Annotated in this window: 9 protein-coding genes; all 9 read left to right on the top strand. The window is 49.6% G+C overall.

What is annotated here, in order from left to right; genetic code table 11:
- The first annotated feature begins 13 nt into the window (after positions 1 to 13).
- The 9 genes from NYE54_RS16890 (at position 14) to NYE54_RS16850 (ending at position 17,680) form a co-directional block, all read left to right on the top strand.
- A complete protein-coding gene (locus tag NYE54_RS16890; RefSeq protein ID WP_339264703.1) occupies positions 14 to 1,450 on the top strand; it encodes an extracellular solute-binding protein in 1,437 nt (478 codons plus the stop codon).
- A gap of 96 nt (positions 1,451 to 1,546) precedes the next feature.
- Positions 1,547 to 2,449 carry a sugar ABC transporter permease gene (locus tag NYE54_RS16885; protein WP_076323549.1) on the top strand — a complete coding sequence of 301 codons (903 nt, stop codon included), beginning with the start codon at positions 1,547 to 1,549 and terminating at the stop codon, positions 2,447 to 2,449.
- Positions 2,450 to 2,467: 18 nt separating this feature from the next.
- Positions 2,468 to 3,328, top strand: a complete 861-nt coding sequence (locus NYE54_RS16880; protein ID WP_076323548.1) for a carbohydrate ABC transporter permease — start codon at positions 2,468 to 2,470, stop codon at positions 3,326 to 3,328.
- A 343-nt stretch (positions 3,329 to 3,671) separates the two neighbouring features.
- Positions 3,672 to 4,643: a GNAT family N-acetyltransferase gene (locus NYE54_RS16875; RefSeq protein ID WP_339264700.1), complete on the top strand. Its 972-nt coding sequence runs from the start codon at positions 3,672 to 3,674 to the stop codon at positions 4,641 to 4,643.
- The gene (locus NYE54_RS16870; protein WP_339264698.1) at positions 4,640 to 5,344 is read left to right on the top strand and encodes a PIG-L family deacetylase; all 705 of its coding nucleotides are present in this window, start codon (positions 4,640 to 4,642) and stop codon (positions 5,342 to 5,344) included. Before NYE54_RS16875 ends, NYE54_RS16870 begins: the two co-directional genes overlap by 4 nt.
- Positions 5,345 to 5,628: 284 nt before the next feature.
- Positions 5,629 to 6,501, top strand: a complete 873-nt coding sequence (locus NYE54_RS16865; protein WP_076323545.1) for a serine/threonine protein kinase — start codon at positions 5,629 to 5,631, stop codon at positions 6,499 to 6,501.
- A 1,383-nt stretch (positions 6,502 to 7,884) separates the two neighbouring features.
- Positions 7,885 to 12,195 carry an S-layer homology domain-containing protein gene (locus tag NYE54_RS16860; protein ID WP_339264696.1) on the top strand — a complete coding sequence of 1,437 codons (4,311 nt, stop codon included), beginning with the start codon at positions 7,885 to 7,887 and terminating at the stop codon, positions 12,193 to 12,195.
- Between the two features lie 29 nt (positions 12,196 to 12,224).
- A complete protein-coding gene (locus tag NYE54_RS16855) occupies positions 12,225 to 16,394 on the top strand; it encodes a DUF4855 domain-containing protein (RefSeq protein ID WP_339264694.1) in 4,170 nt (1,389 codons plus the stop codon).
- Between the two features lie 203 nt (positions 16,395 to 16,597).
- On the top strand, positions 16,598 to 17,680 hold the full coding sequence (locus NYE54_RS16850; protein WP_339264692.1) for a nucleotidyltransferase domain-containing protein: 1,083 nt from the start codon (positions 16,598 to 16,600) through the stop codon (positions 17,678 to 17,680).
- The last annotated feature ends 38 nt before the right edge of the window (positions 17,681 to 17,718 follow it).

Raw genomic sequence — 17,718 nt, 5'->3', positions numbered from 1 at the left:
GGTTTGTGATTTTATGAAAAAGAAATTGCGTGTGTTGGCACCTGTTCTTGCTTTATCTCTTGCATTATCGGCTTGCGGCGGCGGCAGCGAGCCGAAGGCCGCTGATCCGAACACCGGGTCAAACGGCGGCGGCTCAAAGGCCGAGGCCAAAGATACGATCACAGCCCTTCTTCCGCCAATCTCTCCTAACTTCCAAGACAACTTCGCTCAGATGGAAAAGGACTTTAATGCTCTTTATCCGAATCTGACCTTGAAAATCGAGCCCGCCAGCTGGGAGGATATGACTCAGAAGCTGGATACCCAGGTGAACGCAGGCAGCCCGCCTGACATCGCCTTCATCGGCTCCGGCGGTCTTTCCAAATATGTTGAGCAGGAAATGCTGATGAACATTAAGGATACCGCTACTCCTGAAATGCTTGAGGATTTTGATGCGGCTCCGCTGGAATATATGAAGCTTGGGGACGCCCTTTACGGCTTCCCGGGATATATGGAGGTTCACGCGATCGGCGGAAATAAGCAGTTCCTTGAAGAAGCCGGCATTGATTACAAAAAGGTTCAAAAAGAGGGATGGACCTATGAGGAATTCCGGGAGCAAATCAAGAAGGGTGTAGTCAAGGAAGGGGATAAAACATCCCGTTACGGCTTCGTATTCGCAACTTCTGGCGTTGCCTCCAAGGACTATCTGAACATTCTCATCAAGAACGCAGGCATGCCGCACGCTTTCGATAAAGATCTGAAGTATGCTTACACAAGCAAAAACTTCCTTGAAGTCCTGAAGGCGATCCGTCAAATGATCGACGACGGCTCCATGCCGAAAGAGCTCAGCTCCGTGGATGCTGGCAAGCGCTGGAATATGTTCCTGACCGGTCAAACGATGATTACCGGTAAAGGTCTGGCTACGTTCGAGAACTCTGCGAACAAGAACAATGAGAAGATTAAAGCGAACGACGGAAGTGCCGTTCAAGGAAGTATTCCAGTTGAGTACATCGTGCTGTCGGTTCCGACCTTTCTTGGCGAGAAGCAGCAGGCCAGCGTTGCCGTTGACGGTTATGTCGCATTCCGCGGTAAGAAAGAGCCGACTCCTGAGCATAAAGCCAATGTCGTGAAAGCTGCTCATTTCCTGGCTTCCGGTAAAGTAGCCGCTACAACGAACAATGATCTGTTCGCTGCTCATATTACAAAAAGCGGCAGAGAAGCTGCGAAGGAAATGACAATTAACAGAAATCCAGACAACGTGGCAGCAGTAGAGACCTTGCTCTCTCAAGCTACACCGGCACGTACCGACATTCCAACGGATCTCGGTGCTAAATCCATCAAGCTAGAAGACGAAGTTATGATCCCTAAACTGCAGGCCTTGATTGCCGGCGAAATCACGCCAGAACAGATGTATGATGCTGTGAAGACCGCTGCTGTTGATGCCTTCGGAGAAGATGGAATCGTAAAAGACTAATTCTTTGCACCCTTGGTGGCCGTATGCTGTGGCATGCGGCTGCCTTGGTTCTTACATGCAGGTTGTTGAACCGCACAGTGAAAGGAGCTTTGCATAATGTCCCCAATCGCCAAACCTGTAAAAAGACGCCGGATTAAAGGTGACAGCGGATATGGCTACGCCTTTATCGCCGTTGCACTTATCGTCTTTGCGATGTTTACCGCTTACCCCGTTGTAAGTGCGTTTATCATCAGCTTTCAAAAGTATAAACCGCTAGGCTCCAATTTTATCGGATTTGAGAATTACGCTGCCACATTTGCTGACAGCCTGTTCTGGAAATCCATTAAGAACACGCTGGTTTACACGGTGCTTACCGTACCGGTCGGCCTGTTCATATCATTTGCCGTAGCGATCCTGATTCTGCCGCTGCGCAAGAAAACTCAGAGCGTGTTTAAAGCCATCTACTATTTGCCTGCAGTTGCGTCCGGCGTGGCCTTGTCCGTGGTATGGCTGTGGATTTTTGATCCGATGCCTTCCGGTATTCTTAATCAGTTACTCGGCCTGTTCGGGATCAGCAACAACAACTGGCTCGGCTCCAGCTCCACCGCGATGTTCTCTCTCGTTCTGATGTCATGGCTTTCCAGTCACGGAACGAGCATTATTATTTATCTCGCCGCCCTGCTCGGTATTGACGAGAGCTACTATGAAGCTGCTGAACTGGATGGGGCAAGCTTTCTCAAAAAGCTGTGGTATATCGTCATTCCTTGTCTGAAGCCTACGACCCTATTCCTCCTGGTTACAGGCGTTATCGGATCCTTCCAGGTATTCCAGAACGCTTACCTGATGACAGGCGGAGGTCCGGATAATGCAACAACGATGGTCGGCCTGCTTATTTTCAACAACGCCTTTAAATATTTTGAATTCGGCGAAGCAGCTGCCCAATCGCTTGTTCTGGCCTTGATCATTGCTACAATCTCATTCATTCAATTCAAATTTATGGGCAAAGAAGTGGAGTATTAAGGAGAGGAGGGCACCGATATGGCTTTATACAACAGTCACAACGGCAAGCCTGTTCGCAGACAGACACGCAATATAGCAGTTATGGTTATTCTGGTTATTTTCGCTCTGGCTACACTGTTTCCGATTTACTTCATGTTTATTTCGTCATTCGGAGATCCGGTGGAAGCAGGGGCGATGAACTATGCACTGTTTCCTACCAAAATATCGCTGGATTCCTATAAATTCTTCTTCGATTATAGTGAACATTCCGTACAGTGGCTTCTCAACTCGCTGATTGTGGCATCCGCAGTTATGGTGTCTAACGTATTCTTTGCGAGTCTGGCGGGATACGCATTCTCCAAAATCAGATTCAAGGGCAGAACGGTCCTGTTCTCCGTATTGCTCGTTTCCATGATGATTCCATATCAGGTGACACAGGTGCCTCTTTACATCCTGATCGTTAACACATTCCAGATTCAGAACACCTACGAGGCGATGATTGTTCCCGGATTAGTTACGGTGTACAACATCTTTTTGGCGAAGCAGTTTATGTCAAGCATTCCTTCAGAAGTCCTCGAGTGTGCCAAGATTGAGGGATGCAACCAGTTTCAGATTTATTTCAAAATCATACTGCCGCTATCCAAAACCGTTCTTGCCGTCATGGCAATCCTTACCTTCATGGACAGCTGGAATACCTTCTTCTGGCCTTTCCTCGTAACGAATACGATGGATATGCAGACCATACAGGTAGGGCTTAAAAACTTCCGGTTCGCCAACACAACCTATTTCGCACCGATGATGGCCGGAGCAACGATATCCGCCATTCCGATGTTCATTCTATTTTTCAGCCTGCAGAAGTACTTCCTGGAGGGGGTTACCGTTGGGGCTGTAAAAGGCTAAGAAGTAGCGAATGAACCGAATGCCGGCAACAGAACGATGAATATGAGGAAAGAGCCAAGACTGCAGACCTCGCGGGACATAACGCCTATCTTCTTCATGTGCTCCAGCATAAAGGCAAGGTTTGACTCCGCCGTCCTGATTCATGCGGCATCAGCGGTTCTTCTTATATCCGTATTTTGCTTGCGGTGACTTTCCTGCTGGATTGTCTGCAAAATACCATATAGAGGAATTCAAGCCTGTCGGTAACACAGCATTGAGAACTGCCGGGAAGCAGGAGAAGCGATAACCCGGCTTGCCTATAATGAATCAAAATTCTTGTTTGAGCATGGAGGTGTCGCGCCATATGCTAACGACTTGGGATCATCGTTATACAGAAGCCGTTATCGAATTTTGGAATACGGAAGCGGTGAAGGATGGCTATAAGGAGCTTACACCTGAAAGCCTGGACCGTATATTTCTATCGAGCCCTTATTTTGATCCAGAGAATACCTTCCTCTGGATGGATGACGGCCAGGTGAAGGGCTTTACCTGCGGATGCACGGGGGATGATCTTCCGCTGGGGCAGGTTGCAGGTTATCTGACTTGTATTGTGATAGCTGAGGAGCTGCAGAGTGACGAGATTTACTCAGAGCTGCTTAAAGCAATTGAGAACCGGTTCAGGACACTGGGAAAGAAGCAATCCGAGGTGCTTTTTTTCAATCCGATGATGCTGCCCTGGTATATTCCGGATACGCCGAAGCATGAACATAACAATGCACCGGGCGTTCCGATCGGCAGTAGACTTCATTCGTTCCTGGCAGCGCAGGGTTACATAGAACGGGCTACCGAATGTGCGATGTATTTGGATCTGTCCGCGTTCACCTACCTTGATGAGATGATAGCGAAAGAACAGAAGGCCGCTTCAGAGGGGTATGCCGTGGAGCTGTTTGACGCAGCAAAGCATCACGGTGTAGCCGAAATGCTTCAAGGCTTCGACAATCCGCTGTGGCAAAAGGAGATTACGGCTTCAACGGAGCAGGGAACTCCGGTTGTGATCGCCGTCAGAGACGACAAGGCAGCAGGATTCGCCGGACCCGTTATTCGTCAGGACAACGGAAGAGGATATTTTGCAGGGATCGGCGTACACCCGGACCATGAAGGTCATGGTCTTGGCAGTGTATTATTCTTCAAGCTTTGTGAGGCGTTCAAGAACATTGGCACGGACTATATGTCACTATATACAGGCAAGGACAACCCGGCCCTTCGGATCTATGAGAAGGCTGGGTTCAGAACTGTCAAATACTTTGCAGTTATGCGAAAGGAGTTATCACTATGAGCGATCAGAAATTAACGATTCTCGCCATTGGCGGGCATGTCGGCGATGCGGAGCTAACAGCAGGAGGTGTGCTAGCCCACCATTCCTTAAAGGGAGATCATATCGTAACGCTTGCCCTGACGGCTGGTGAGCGCGGTGTCCCTGCCGGGCAGGATATGGCAGAATACCGGGAGCAGAAGGTAAGGGAAGCCAAGGCTTTTGCAGACATGCTGAACGGGGAAGCCATTGTGTTGGATACGCCGGATGGTGAGCTGAAGGATGATGACGATAACCGCTGGGCTGTGTGTGATGTGATCCGCAGAGTACGGCCGAACGTGATTATTACACACTGGACAAACAGCATGCACAAAGACCATATGACGACACACCGCATTGTGAACGATGCCCGTTTCTATGCAGGTCTGCCTTCCTTCGAGCGTGAGCTGCCAGCCTTCTTCGCCTCCACGCTGTATTATGCGGAGAATTGGGAGGATGCCGTTGACTACAAGCCTTATGTATATGTCGATTTCTCTCAAGAAGCGTTCGATCTGTGGATGAAGGCTGTATCACAGCACTGGTTCGTAACGGGCAGCAAGTCGTTCCCTTACCTTGAATATTACAAGCATCTTGCCCGTGTCCGGGGGATTGAAGCCCGTAAAGAATACGCAGAAACATTCATGATTCCCGAAGAAAGCAAGCGTGTGTTGAAGAGCGAGCTGTAAGGGAGGCTGCTATAATCCATTTGATAACATGATCTAAAGGTACAGTAATCGTTTCGCATATCAAAATCAGCATTGGTTAAGAAATGAATTTGAGAAGTTTATAAATGAATGAACACAACCTTGGTTTGTAAATCATATTTATTGGATCTTTGTGTTTTTAGAAATGAGAGGAGTGATGTCTTATGGGAAGACATTTAATCGATAATAGGGCAAATAAAAATCAGGGGATAACGTATAAATAGCCCTGGAAACTACGTGAATCCCCAAGTTGAGGGGACGATTATATGAATCAACAGCCGATTAAGTTCAAGATCGACAATGTATCTTTTGAACTTCAGGATCAGCACGATTTCACATGGCTTCAATCTATTGGTACCGTTTTTTGTGTGTTTGATCAGCAAGATTCTGGTAACATCAGTTTCGGAATCGAAAAGAACGATAAAAAGCTATTTGTTAAATACGCGGGTTGTAGACCAATGGAGTTTTCCGGAAACCCTAGAGATGCAATATCTAGGTTAAAGGTTGCCGTTCCGTTGTACAAGACCTTAGGACATCCAAATCTCATTAGTCTTATTGATCATTTTGAAACGAAAGACGGGTATGCTGCTATATTTGAATGGTTTAATGGCGAATGCCTGCATTCACATTGGTTGTTTGCCGTTCAACCAAAACATAGTCATCCTGAATCGCCTTTCTACAGGTTCAAACAGTTATCCATAGAGAAAAGGTTGCAGTCACTTGATACTATATATGAGTTCCATAAATATGTGGAGTCCAAAGGCTACATTGCGGTTGACTTCTATGATGGTAGTATTCTGTATGATTTTTCAAAGGATTTAACCAGGATCTGTGACATCGACTTCTACAGGTTGGCACCTTCTGTAAATGACATGGGAGAGAGCTTTTGGGGAGCAAGACGTTCGAAATCTCCTGAAGAGTTTATATTAGGTGCGCCTATTGATGCAAGAACGAATGTTTTCACGATGGGAGCTATCGCTTTTGGATTACTTGGTGGCGAAATGGATCATTCATTTTCAAAATGGGAAGCAAACAGATCACTTTACGAAGTCGCTTTACGAGCAGTTAGGAAAGATAGAGAACAACGATATCAAACTATTTATGATTTTAAAAATGCTTGGGATTCAGTTAAAAATTAAACTACGGATCACACACTCCAGAAACATTGTCATCTAGATCCGATCCAATCCACATGAACAACACACAAGACTGCCGTTCGCAAAACGGCAGCCTTGTTTCAATCAGTTATATATTGTCGGGGGACAAGAACAAAGTCCCATTGAAAGTCGAGCCGATTACCGATTAGATAAGCGTCTAACTATGTTTCCATGCAATTTCATTAAGGTAACGGGCAGGATTACTCACCAATCTGAATTGATTGAAGAATCGCTTGTGAAAGATACATTAAATCTGGCTTATGTGGCGTTAAGCAGACCGCGCTATTTCGCAGGTGTAGCGATGCATAAAGAAAATGTTTCGGATGAAACCATTTTGGTCGCAGCAAGACATGGTTAGAGGATCGTAAAAGTTGAAAAGGCATACGAATCCCTTTCAGAGGAGTTGTCGCATCTGACTTTACAATCCGTTAATTGATTTTGGAGAAAAAACTATTTGAAGTGATATCAAGCTGTCTATATGCCATGAGACACAATTCTAATCCGACTTATTATGTCGTTGCATCTGATAAGACCTTTAAGATAACTGTGAAAACCTAGACAGGGAAAGGCTTCAGCAGTTTTAATCGGATCTCATCGGAAAGCAGTTCTATCGCTGGCAGCGATGAGGTCAGGGGTTCGATCCCCCTACGCTCCACCAAAATGCCGATAAACCCTTACGTAAAAAGGTTTTTTTGTTTCTCTCTGTACGTTTCGGTTTTTGCGTTCGTAACATTTTAGGCTTGTGTCCTCACTTCTTGAAAATTTGATTTTTTTAGTCGTGGCCACACATTTGGTCACACTAAGATATTTTTTGGCGGCGTTGCGACTTTTTCGGAAGCGAGCATGCTCCGTTCAGACCTTTATGTTTCCTTAAAGCAAAGCAACCGCCCTGTCCTCTGTCGAAGGCAGGGCGGTTCAATTTGTTCTGCTCCGATTACTCCGCTGAAAGGCGGTCAGAAGTTTGAAGGCGAATTATTGAATCGAACAAGCTGCTCTAATGCGTTTCTTTATGCGTCTTAAACCCGAATTATATAAAGGAATATTTCAAACTGACGGAACCAATAGAAGGATTCGATATTCCATAACATGAAGAAAAGCCACTTCTATCTAACGAGACTCGAATAGTACTGTGTCCGAGTTTAGTGGAAAGCGCCTTGATAGTGACACCAGATATGATCGAAATGCTGGCATGCTTAGCCTTGATTCACCGTAGAAGGCCAAATGTCCACATTTGTATATGGAATGTAAACACATGTATATCGATGCTTCATTGCCCTCTACTTATAATGAAGTTGCCGCAGCAAATAGCATGGAAGGTCATGCGGGTTGCTTGTGGTAATTCAAATTACAATGGGAGGGATATTCGTGGGTTTACGGCAGAGGGTTATTTTTTTAGTTATTTTTGTTAGCGCTTTCATAATGGTGACCACCCCTTCGGAGATGTCCAATGCCGCAACAGGGAATATGGCTCTAGGGAAGACGGCTTATTCGTCGTCGAACGAAGTGGATTTTTTCGGACCTGAGAAAGCGGTCGATGGGGGCACCGAAAATGCAAGCCGCTGGTCTTCGGAAAGAACGGACGATCAGTGGTTTTACGTTGATCTGGGCGAGCCTGTAGAAATCGGAAGAGTAATCATCAACTGGCAGACTCCGGCGGAGCAATATCAAATTCTCGTATCCGACGATGCGGTATCCTGGCGGAACGTATTCGCGGACAACCGCGTGCTCGTCGCGTCCGGGCCGGGTGAAGATACGATCGATTTCGAGTCGACAGTGGCGCAATACGTCAAGTTTCAAGGGAAGACGCGACGTCCTATTGAGGGCGTTTATTACGGATACTCCTTCTGGGAATTCGAGGTATACAAAGGCAGAACGCAACTGCAGCCAATAATGGACGCGGTAAAAAACAGCATGGTCGTCTCCGAAGGGGATACCCTGCTGAATCTGCCCGCTGTACCGGAAGGTTATACGCTGACGCTAGTGAACACGGACAGCTTGCCGGTGATCGACGTGCAGGGCAATATTCATGCGCCGCTTGTCGATACTCAGGTTCAGCTGCTGCTGCAAATCCAGAGCGACAGCGATCCGACATATCTCTTAACGGATAATGCGCTAGTCACCGTACCCGGCCTCTACGAGCAGACGAGCGATCGGAACCCGGAGCCGCGTGTTATTCCTTCTTTGCGTGAGTGGCTGGGCGCAACCGGCGAGTTCCGCTTGTCGGACAAATCCAAAATCGTCATTCGCGCAGATGATGAAGCGGCTCTGCGGGGGACGGCTGACATTTTGCAGCAGGACTTATTGGATTTAACGAAGTTGTCACTGACAGTTGAGGTTGGTTCTCCTCAAGAGGGAGATATCTATTTGATGCTGGATGCCGCGCAAGCGGGATTGGGGAAAGAGGGATATGAGCTGAATATCGGCGAGTATGCTTCTGTTGCTGCGTCCGAGCAGACGGGAGTCATGTTCGGCACGAGAACGATCTTGCAACTGCTCGGCCACGCTGCCGATCATAAGGCGATGCCTAAGGGGCAATCGCGCGATTATCCGAAATACCCAGATCGGGGCTTTATGCTCGATGTGGGCCGCAAGTTTTATACGATCGAGTTTTTGCAGGACTATGTCAAGCTGATGTCCTACTATAAGATGAACCGGTTCCAGATTCACCTGAACGATGATGTGGGCGATGTCGGTTACTTCCGTCTGGAGAGCGAGAAATTTCCGGGAGTGACGAGCAAGGACGGCTATTATACGAAGCAGCAATTCAGAGACCTGCAGCTGCTTGGGATGGAATACGGCGTAAACGTCGTGCCGGAAATTGATACGCCGGGCCACTCCGGCGCGTTCATCGCCTACGATTCTCAATTGGGCAGCAACAATCAGCTGGATATCAATCGTCCAGAGACGCTCGACTTCATTAAAGCACTCTTTGACGAGTATCTCGACGGCAGCAATCCGACCTTCGTCGGCCCGGATGTGCACATCGGCACTGATGAATATTTCGGCGACGACAAGGAGGCGTACCGCAGGTACGTGGATATGCTCCTTAACCACATTAACAGCAAAGGCAAACGCGCCCGTCTATGGGGCAGTCTGTCCGCATACGACGGCACGACGCCGGTCATCAACAATGCGACGATGGACATCTGGTATGAGCCGTACGGAAGCGCTCAGCAGGCCGTGGAGCTCGGCTATGATATTATCAATACCAATACGAATTTGCTCTACATCGTTCCGCAGCTGTACCGCAGCTATTTGAATTACGATTTTATTTACAACGAGTGGGAGCCTAACGATTGGCTGGAGACGAAGCTTCCTTATGCGCATCCGCAGGTCAAAGGCGGCATGTTCGCGCTCTGGAACGATGTGTCCGTAGAGAAAGGCGTATCCATGGCGGACTCGCATCAGCGGATCTTGCCTTCCATGCAAGTGCTGGCGGAAAAGCTGTGGAGAGGCAACCGCATCGATCGGAACTTCGCAAGCTTCCAGGCGGATGCCGCAAGGTTCGTGGACCCGCCGGGTGTTCATCAGTCACACAAGCTTCAAATCGACAATGAGCGGCATCTCGTGCTGGATTATACCTTCGACGAAGGCTTCGCGGACCGTTCGGGGAACGGCTTTGACGGCAACGCGGTGAACGCAGGCACAGAGAATGGAGTCTTCGGTCAAGCCGTGAGGCTAAACGGCGGGGCCAGCTACGTGGAAACGCCGCTTCGCACGCTTGGTTTCGGCTGGACGATGTCCATGTGGATCAAACCGGACGCTGACAACCCGCAAGGAGTTGTGCTGCTGGAATCTCCGGACGGACAGCTGAAATACAACATTGGGGGCAGCGGCAAAATCGCCATCACAAAAGAAAATTACGTCAGCGAATTCAATTATAAGCTGCCGACCGATCGCTGGACCCATGTCATTATGATCGGCGACGACACGGGGACCTCCATCTTCATTAACGGCAGTGAATATACGGCTACTCTCAAAGACGGCTCCAAGCTGGAAACATTCGTTTTGCCGGTAGCCAAAATCGGCAGCGAAACGAATGCTTTTAAAGGCTTGATTGACGAACTCATCGTAAGGAACACCTACTTGGACCTGCATGGAAATCTGGCTTTGCATAAGCAAGCTGAATCCTCGCAACCGGAATCCTCGTCCTACACGGCGGATAAAGCGGTGGACGGCAGAGGGGATACCAGATGGTCCAGTGATTGGGTGGACGATACCTGGTTCATGGTGGATCTAGGTGAAGTGAAGAACATTGATGCTGTATCTATTTTGTGGCAAACAGCTTATGGTTCGAAGTACCGCATTCTCGTGTCCGAGGACAAGGAGAACTGGATGAACGTTGTGAAAGACAACAACGGGGAGATTAACGGAAAGCCGGGACGAGTCGTGACTACCTTCCAGAGCACGCCAGCCAGATACGTGAAGTTCGAAGGCGTGTCCAGAGCTACTATGTTCGGCTATTCCTTTGAGGAATTTGAAGTGTACGGCGAGGAATATAAACTCGGCAATCTACGGCCGATTATCGACCTGTTGACGGCTATCGAGGCCGACAAGCTTGTGGAGGACAATTACTCTCCTGAGGGCTGGGCACAGCTTCAGCAAGCGATTGGGCAAGCGACTGCGGCTATTCAAACCGCCCAGCTGTCTCGTCCTGAGGCCGAACAGGCGTATGCAGGGCTGAGCGTTGCGCGTGATCGTCTAACGATCGAAGACGTAATGGGTCTGATCGAGCTTAATGTAAACGGAAGTATCGCATCCAACCTTTACCTCCCGCAGAAAGGGCAGCTCGGTACGCGCATCGTCTGGAGCAGCTCAAAACCCGACTACCTGAATGCGAATGGACAGTTGTTGAAACGTCCGTCAAGCGGGTCAGGCGACATGGAGGTCGTACTGACCGCGACGATCAGCAAGGGAGCTGCATCCGCGGAGAAAACGTTCAAGATCAAAATCAAAGCGCTGCCTGGCTCCGGCGGCGGAGGATGGGTTCCGACTCCAGTAACTCCTGATCCGGAAGAAGGCCGTAACGGCGGTTCGAATCCGGGAGGTGAAGATCCAGGCAATGGCAATGAGAACGGCAGCGGCAACGGCGGGGAGTCCGGCGGATCGACAACGGTTCGGCTGAACGATATTGCGAGCCATTGGGCAGAAGCGTCCATCAAACGGGCGGTTGAGCTTGGATTCGTAGCGGGCTACACCGACAAGACGTTCAAGCCGAATAAGACGGTCAGCAGAGACGAATTCGTCGTCATGCTGGTCAAAGCGTTGAAGCTGCAAGGTGCGAACAGTTCGCTGGACTTCGCGGACGCAGGTTCGATTCAAACCTGGGCGAAGCCTTATATTGCACAAGCCTTGGCATCCGGCCTGATCAGCGGCTATGCGGATGGGACATTCCGACCGAAGGTTTCGATTAGTCGAGCAGAACTGGCAGCAATGATTGTTCGCGGCTTGGGTCTGAAGACTGCGGAAGGGCATGAGCTCTCTTACACGGACGCGGATCAAATCCCGGCTTGGGCGAAGCCGTATGTGGCAGCAGCCCAGGAGGCGGGAGTGATGAACGGTCGCGGGGACAACCGGTTCGCGCCGGCCGCCTCAGCGACGAGAGCTGAAGCAGTGACCGTTATTCTGAATATGCTTGATGCGCTTGCGGAGTTGAAGGAACAGGAGCAGAACTAATTATGCATAGAAAGAGAGCGTGAGATTAGGTGAAAACTAGACGAAGTTTGACTGCTTTGCTGCTTGTCCCAGTCATGCTGTTATCGTTAATATCGTCTGTGAATGCGGAGGAGGTGGGCAGAGAAAGTGCCGGCTTTTATAATCTGGCCCAAGGGAAAATGTACACATGGTCGGAACAGCCGGAGGGCGCTTTCCCGGATGACGGGACGAAGCTGACGGACGGCAATGCCGCCGACCCCTCGCGTGACAGCGGCAACTGGGTGGGCCACCGCAACAAGAAATCCCGTTCGGTTGTGTTTGATCTAGGCGAGCAAAAGACGGTTCAGGAGGTGAGCGCGAGTTTCCTGCACGATTGGCCGAACAACGAAACGCTTGTGCCGCTCACCGTTTCGTTCTACGCGTCGGACGATGGGGTGAGCTGGGGCGTATTGTCTCATAATGCAACTCAGTTGTTATGGGGCGACCAGACCAACATCGAGACATTTGCATGGGACGGCAGCCCTGAAACGGGAGCTGTCAAGCGTGGCGATTATACCGAAGGACTCGTATACGCTCGGTATGTAAAAGTAGTGTTCTCCATGCATCCGAGGGCATGGAGCATGATTGACGAGGTGACGATTACCGGTGCGGATGGCTTGATCGCCGGAGCGCAGCCGGTACAGCCTGAGCCTTACGCCCTCCTGCAGCCTGGAGATGCTACTGGCGGGATTCAAAACCTGGGCTTGCTGTATAACGGACACTACGCGGACGGCACAGGAAATTGGACGAAGGAACGGGCTATCCCTAATATCAGTTATGTGAACGAGCAGGGAGAGCCTGTCGATTGGCTGTTCGACGGCGTGCTGTATCTGGGCTTGACATCGGATAACGGCAGAGGCTTCGGAGCGACAGAAGCGGCCGGCAAAGCCAGAAAACAGGAATGGGAATGGTATTTGGATAAAACGTTTAACGCTGGCGGCGATATGAGCGCGTTGAACGAGGCGACGGTCGAGGCAGGCGTGAAGCTTGGCGAGCCCGACCATAAGACGAAGGTTGTTCTGATGATTCCAGAACCGGGCGAGTACCAGTCCGACTTCGGCAGCATTGACGGCGAGGATCTGAACTTCGATGTAGGTGCGGTCGGCGATGCCGCATCGCTGGATAACAGGGCCAAAGCGATTCAGTGGTGGGTCGATGAAGTGCAAGCCAGATGGACGGCTGCGGGCTACTCGAACCTGGAGCTCGTCGGCATGTATTGGCTGGAGGAACAAATCAGCACGCATGCGACCGGGCCGGAGATGGTCAAGAAAGCGAGCGACATCGTTCGTAACGCAGGCCTGAAGCTGTTCTGGATTCCTCATTTTATGGCCTATAAGGCATTCATGTGGAAGGATGTCGGCATTGATGCCGTATCTCTGCAGCCGAACTATTTCTTCGAGAAACTGGACCCTTCGCGTCTGGAGGATACAGCGGATATGGCGAAGCGGTACGGCATGTCGCTGGAGCTGGAATTCGACGACCGGATGATCAACGACGCCGTCTTCCGCGAGCGGTTCATCGAGTACTTGAACAGCGGCGTGGATACCGGTCTGATGCAGCATGGATATAAAGCTTACTATCAAGGCAACAACGCTGTATACAAAGCGGCGAAAAGCACAGACCCAGCTACCCGCGTGCTTTACGATTGGCTATACCAATTCTCTAAAGGCACTTATCAGGAGCAAGACGCTGCTCCGCCTGATGTTGTAGCGCTCATGAACGGGCAGCCGATCTCGGAGCATACGATCGTGCCTGATACGACACAAGCCGCCTTCACCTGGACCATTCCGGGAGATGACGGGAGCGGGATTGTTAAAGTTACGGCCAAGTATGACGGCAAGCCTTATACGGAAGGAACTGTTGTAGATCTGACGGGTAAGCCGGGTAAGCATGTGCTGGAGCTGACGGTGGCGGCTGCCAAATCCAAGACGGTTAAATTCGTAATAGAAGCTCGTTTGGGCGCTGAAGGCCTATTGGCTCTTGTTGATAAGTACGCGGACAACAAGCAGCTTAGCAATGCCGATACGGTACGCGCTATGCGCAACGCCTTGATCATGATGGAGCGTACGCAAGAGAGCGACCCTGAGCAAGCCAGGGACTATTTGGTGGCATTCAATGCGAAGCTGGAAGAAGCTAAAGGCCTTGAGTTTGTAACGGAAGGCGCTTATACGGCGCTGAAGGAAGGTGTGTATTATGAGGCTGGCAGCATCGCACAAGATAAAGAAGCAGAGGCATCCTCGACGGAGGCCGCAGGTCTGGAGCCTGCGAAGGCGTTGGACGGCGCACCGGCCACGCGTTGGGCGAGCGAAGTGCGCGATACGGCTTGGTTCCAGGTTGATCTGGACAGCCAGCAAACCTTCGATACGATCCGCATCGATTGGGAATATGCGCGCGCGGACCAATACCGTCTGAGCGTCTCGGATGATAAGCAGACGTGGGAGCCCTTGAAAGTCGGCAACAATGGCGTGGTTAAAGCTGCCGACGGCAAGAACACCCTGGTATTCCCGGCAACGACGGCAAGATACATCAAGTTTGAGGGATTGAATCGGGCAACGTTTTACGGTTATTCCTTCTATGAATTCGGCGTATACGATCTTGCCCCGAAGCAAGAGCTAAAGACGTTGGACGGCATACAAGCCGCTGTGGACGCTTCCACGAAGAAAGTCACGATTGACGGTCTGGTCATGAACGGCAAGAAAGAACGTTTGTATGTGAAAGTGCTTGACCCAAAAGGCAACATTCAATATACCGGTCAGACGGGCACTGAGGATGACGGAAGCTTCCGCATCACCTTTACGTTGACCGGAGAAGAGCAAGGGAAGTATACGGTCGAGCTGGAAACAGATGACATGACGACTTCCGAGCAGGTCGCCTTCGAATATCGCAATCCGCCTTCCACTGGTGGAGGCAACGGTGGAGGTAGCGGTGGAGGCAGCGGTGGAGGCAGCGGTAGAAGCAACGGTGGAGGCGGTCAGGCGCAAGATCCGTATACGTTGCAATCGGACGGTTCAGTCAAAGCCGTGCTTGTCCCGACGATGAACGGCCAGCAGGCTGCCGCTGCGGTCGGGGCGTGGGATCTGAATGCCGCCATTCAGAGGGCAGTGGCCGACAGCAAAGGTAATAAACATGTTCATGTTGAATTGAAGTCGTCGAACGCGGCTGGGAGCTATGCTTTGGAGCTTCCGGCGGCTAATCTGACGAACCAGTCTAATCTGATTCTGCATATCTCCACGCCGTACGCTCAGCTTGTTTTGACTGGTGACATGCTGGCAGGAGTCAAGGAGAATGCTGGAAAGCTGCTCGTAATCGTAAGCGATTATGCGGGCGAGTATCGCAGTAACGAAGCGGCCGGGCGGATCGGCAACAGGCCAATCGTAGAAGTTGCATTGCAACTGGACGGTGAGTCTCTGTCTTGGAAAAATGCGAAGGCACCGATTTCGATTGCCATTCCGTATTCGCTTCAAGCGGGAGAGCAAGCTGTTGATCTGCAAGCTTTCGAGCTGATGGGCGATAGCGCGGCGGCAATTAATGGCGCGTCTTATGACAAAGACAAGGATATGCTGCGATTCTCCATCGACCATGTCGGCGTCTATGCTATCGGCGGGAAGAATCCGGCTGCATTTACCGACCTTGGCAAGCATGAATGGGCGCGCGAGGCGATCGATAAGCTGGCCGAAAGAGGCATCGTCAAAGGCACCTCGATCGAAAAGGGCACTTTCAGCCCCGCAAATCAGGTAACGCGAGCTGATTTTATCTTGATGCTGGCGAACATGCTTGACCTGCGTGCCGAAATCGCCTCGACGTTCGCCGATGTGAAGCCGAATGATTATTACTACGATGCGGTGTCCATCGCCAAGCAATTGGGAATCGCTTCGGGAGTGAACGAAGTTAACTTCGCTCCTCGTGATTCAATCAGCCGCCAGGATGCTATGGTTATGCTGACCCGAGCGCTGCATACGACGGGGGCAATAAAGCCGTCCGCATCCGGTTCAACACTTGAGGGCTTCCGTGATGCGAGCCAGATTGCGCCATATGCTGCGGACAGCGTGGCAACGATGTTCGAGTATGGGCTGGTTACGGGCTCTAACGGCTATATGAAGCCGAAGAGTACGACCAGCAGGGCTGAAGCGGCGACGTTCTTGTATCGCGTTCTTCAATTAATCGAGGGGCAGCTGCAGTAGTAGACGCGGGAACAATTGATTTAAAATTATTTATAAAAAGAACTAATGAAATCCGCTAAATCGTCAGATCGACGGCTTAGCGGATTTTGTGCAAAGATGAATTAATTCAACTTATACATAGCAACCGCACCTCTAAATCGATAGACTCTAGTTAAAGGTTGTTGTAATGAAGGACGGCCGGCTCATATAAAGGGGTGTAATGAATGAACGAAATCATAAAGAAGAAGCTGCTGGACAAAAATGAACTGCTGATCAACATGGTGATCGAACGCGCAAGAAGAGATTTTCGAGACGATATCGCAATTATTGGGCTTACTGGTTCGTTTAGCACCGGGGACTTTCACGAGAAGAGCGATCTTGATTTAATTATCATAAATAATACAGAAAGGGGATGGGGAATATCCGATTGCTTCATCTTAGATGACGTTGGCTATGACATCTATTGCACACCATGGGATACAAGAATACACGCACAATCCATCTTAGAGAGTCCCAACGTATCAAGCCTAACCGAGCTTAAAATTCTCTATTATGCAAAGCCTGAGGATTTGGAGAAATTGAACGACTTTAAGCAAAAAGCTCTTGATGCGCTTGCGGAGCCGATAGGAGAAGCGTGTCTTAATCGAGCAAAAAAATGGATCGATCTGGCTAAGCAAGCATACAGCGATACGATGCTGGGTGATAATATCGGTTCAGTGAGACATGCATCTGCCGGCGTTCTGTACAATCTGGTCAATGCCTTGGTCAACATGAACAACACGTGCATCAAACGAGGAATCAAGCGATATTTAGAAGAAATACGCTCGTATCGCTATGTTCCAGATGATCTCGAATCCTTATACATGTCAGTCATCGAAGCTCATACCATTGAAGAGATCCGAATTGCTTCTTTTAATATGTTGAACAGCGTTACGAGGTTACATAGCAAGATGTGTGATAACTTCATTGTTAAACTCGCTCCGACTTTTGATAATCTGAGGGGAACTTACGAAGAATTGTGGTGCAACTACCGCAATAAAATCTTGAACAGTGTTAAAACGAACGATGCCTCCTATGCCTTTCTTTCAGCCTTTGGAGTACAAGGATATCTTGATGAAATGGCTGCGGAAAAAGGAACCAAGAAATTTGATCTCATGCAGTACTTTGATGCAAGTGATTTACCAGTAATGAAAGAGAAGTTCCTTGAAATGATGGATGAATATGTAGACGAATATGGTAAGGTCGGTAGAGAAGTCGAACATTTTACAACCTTCGAGCAATTATATGCCCATTATATCAATCATTGATCTTATATCCCGGTTCGTAATAAGTCCGCGGAAACGTG

The organism is Paenibacillus sp. FSL K6-1330 (assembly GCF_037976825.1).
In the GTDB taxonomy this organism is placed as follows: domain Bacteria; phylum Bacillota; class Bacilli; order Paenibacillales; family Paenibacillaceae; genus Paenibacillus_AQ.
The sequence above is the reverse complement of the archived record's forward strand: the minus strand, read 5'-3'. Positions and strand labels throughout refer to the sequence as shown.

Excerpts from the sequence above, each read along its gene's own strand:
- NYE54_RS16890 (WP_339264703.1), top strand. The coding sequence starts at position 14 with ATGAAAAAGAAATTGCGTGTGTTGGCACCTGTTCTTGCTTTATCTCTT.
- NYE54_RS16885 (WP_076323549.1), top strand. The coding sequence starts at position 1,547 with ATGTCCCCAATCGCCAAACCTGTAAAAAGACGCCGGATTAAAGGTGAC.
- NYE54_RS16880 (WP_076323548.1), top strand. The coding sequence starts at position 2,468 with ATGGCTTTATACAACAGTCACAACGGCAAGCCTGTTCGCAGACAGACA.
- NYE54_RS16875 (WP_339264700.1), top strand. The coding sequence starts at position 3,672 with ATGCTAACGACTTGGGATCATCGTTATACAGAAGCCGTTATCGAATTT.
- NYE54_RS16870 (WP_339264698.1), top strand. The coding sequence starts at position 4,640 with ATGAGCGATCAGAAATTAACGATTCTCGCCATTGGCGGGCATGTCGGC.
- NYE54_RS16865 (WP_076323545.1), top strand. The coding sequence starts at position 5,629 with ATGAATCAACAGCCGATTAAGTTCAAGATCGACAATGTATCTTTTGAA.
- NYE54_RS16850 (WP_339264692.1), top strand. The coding sequence starts at position 16,598 with ATGAACGAAATCATAAAGAAGAAGCTGCTGGACAAAAATGAACTGCTG.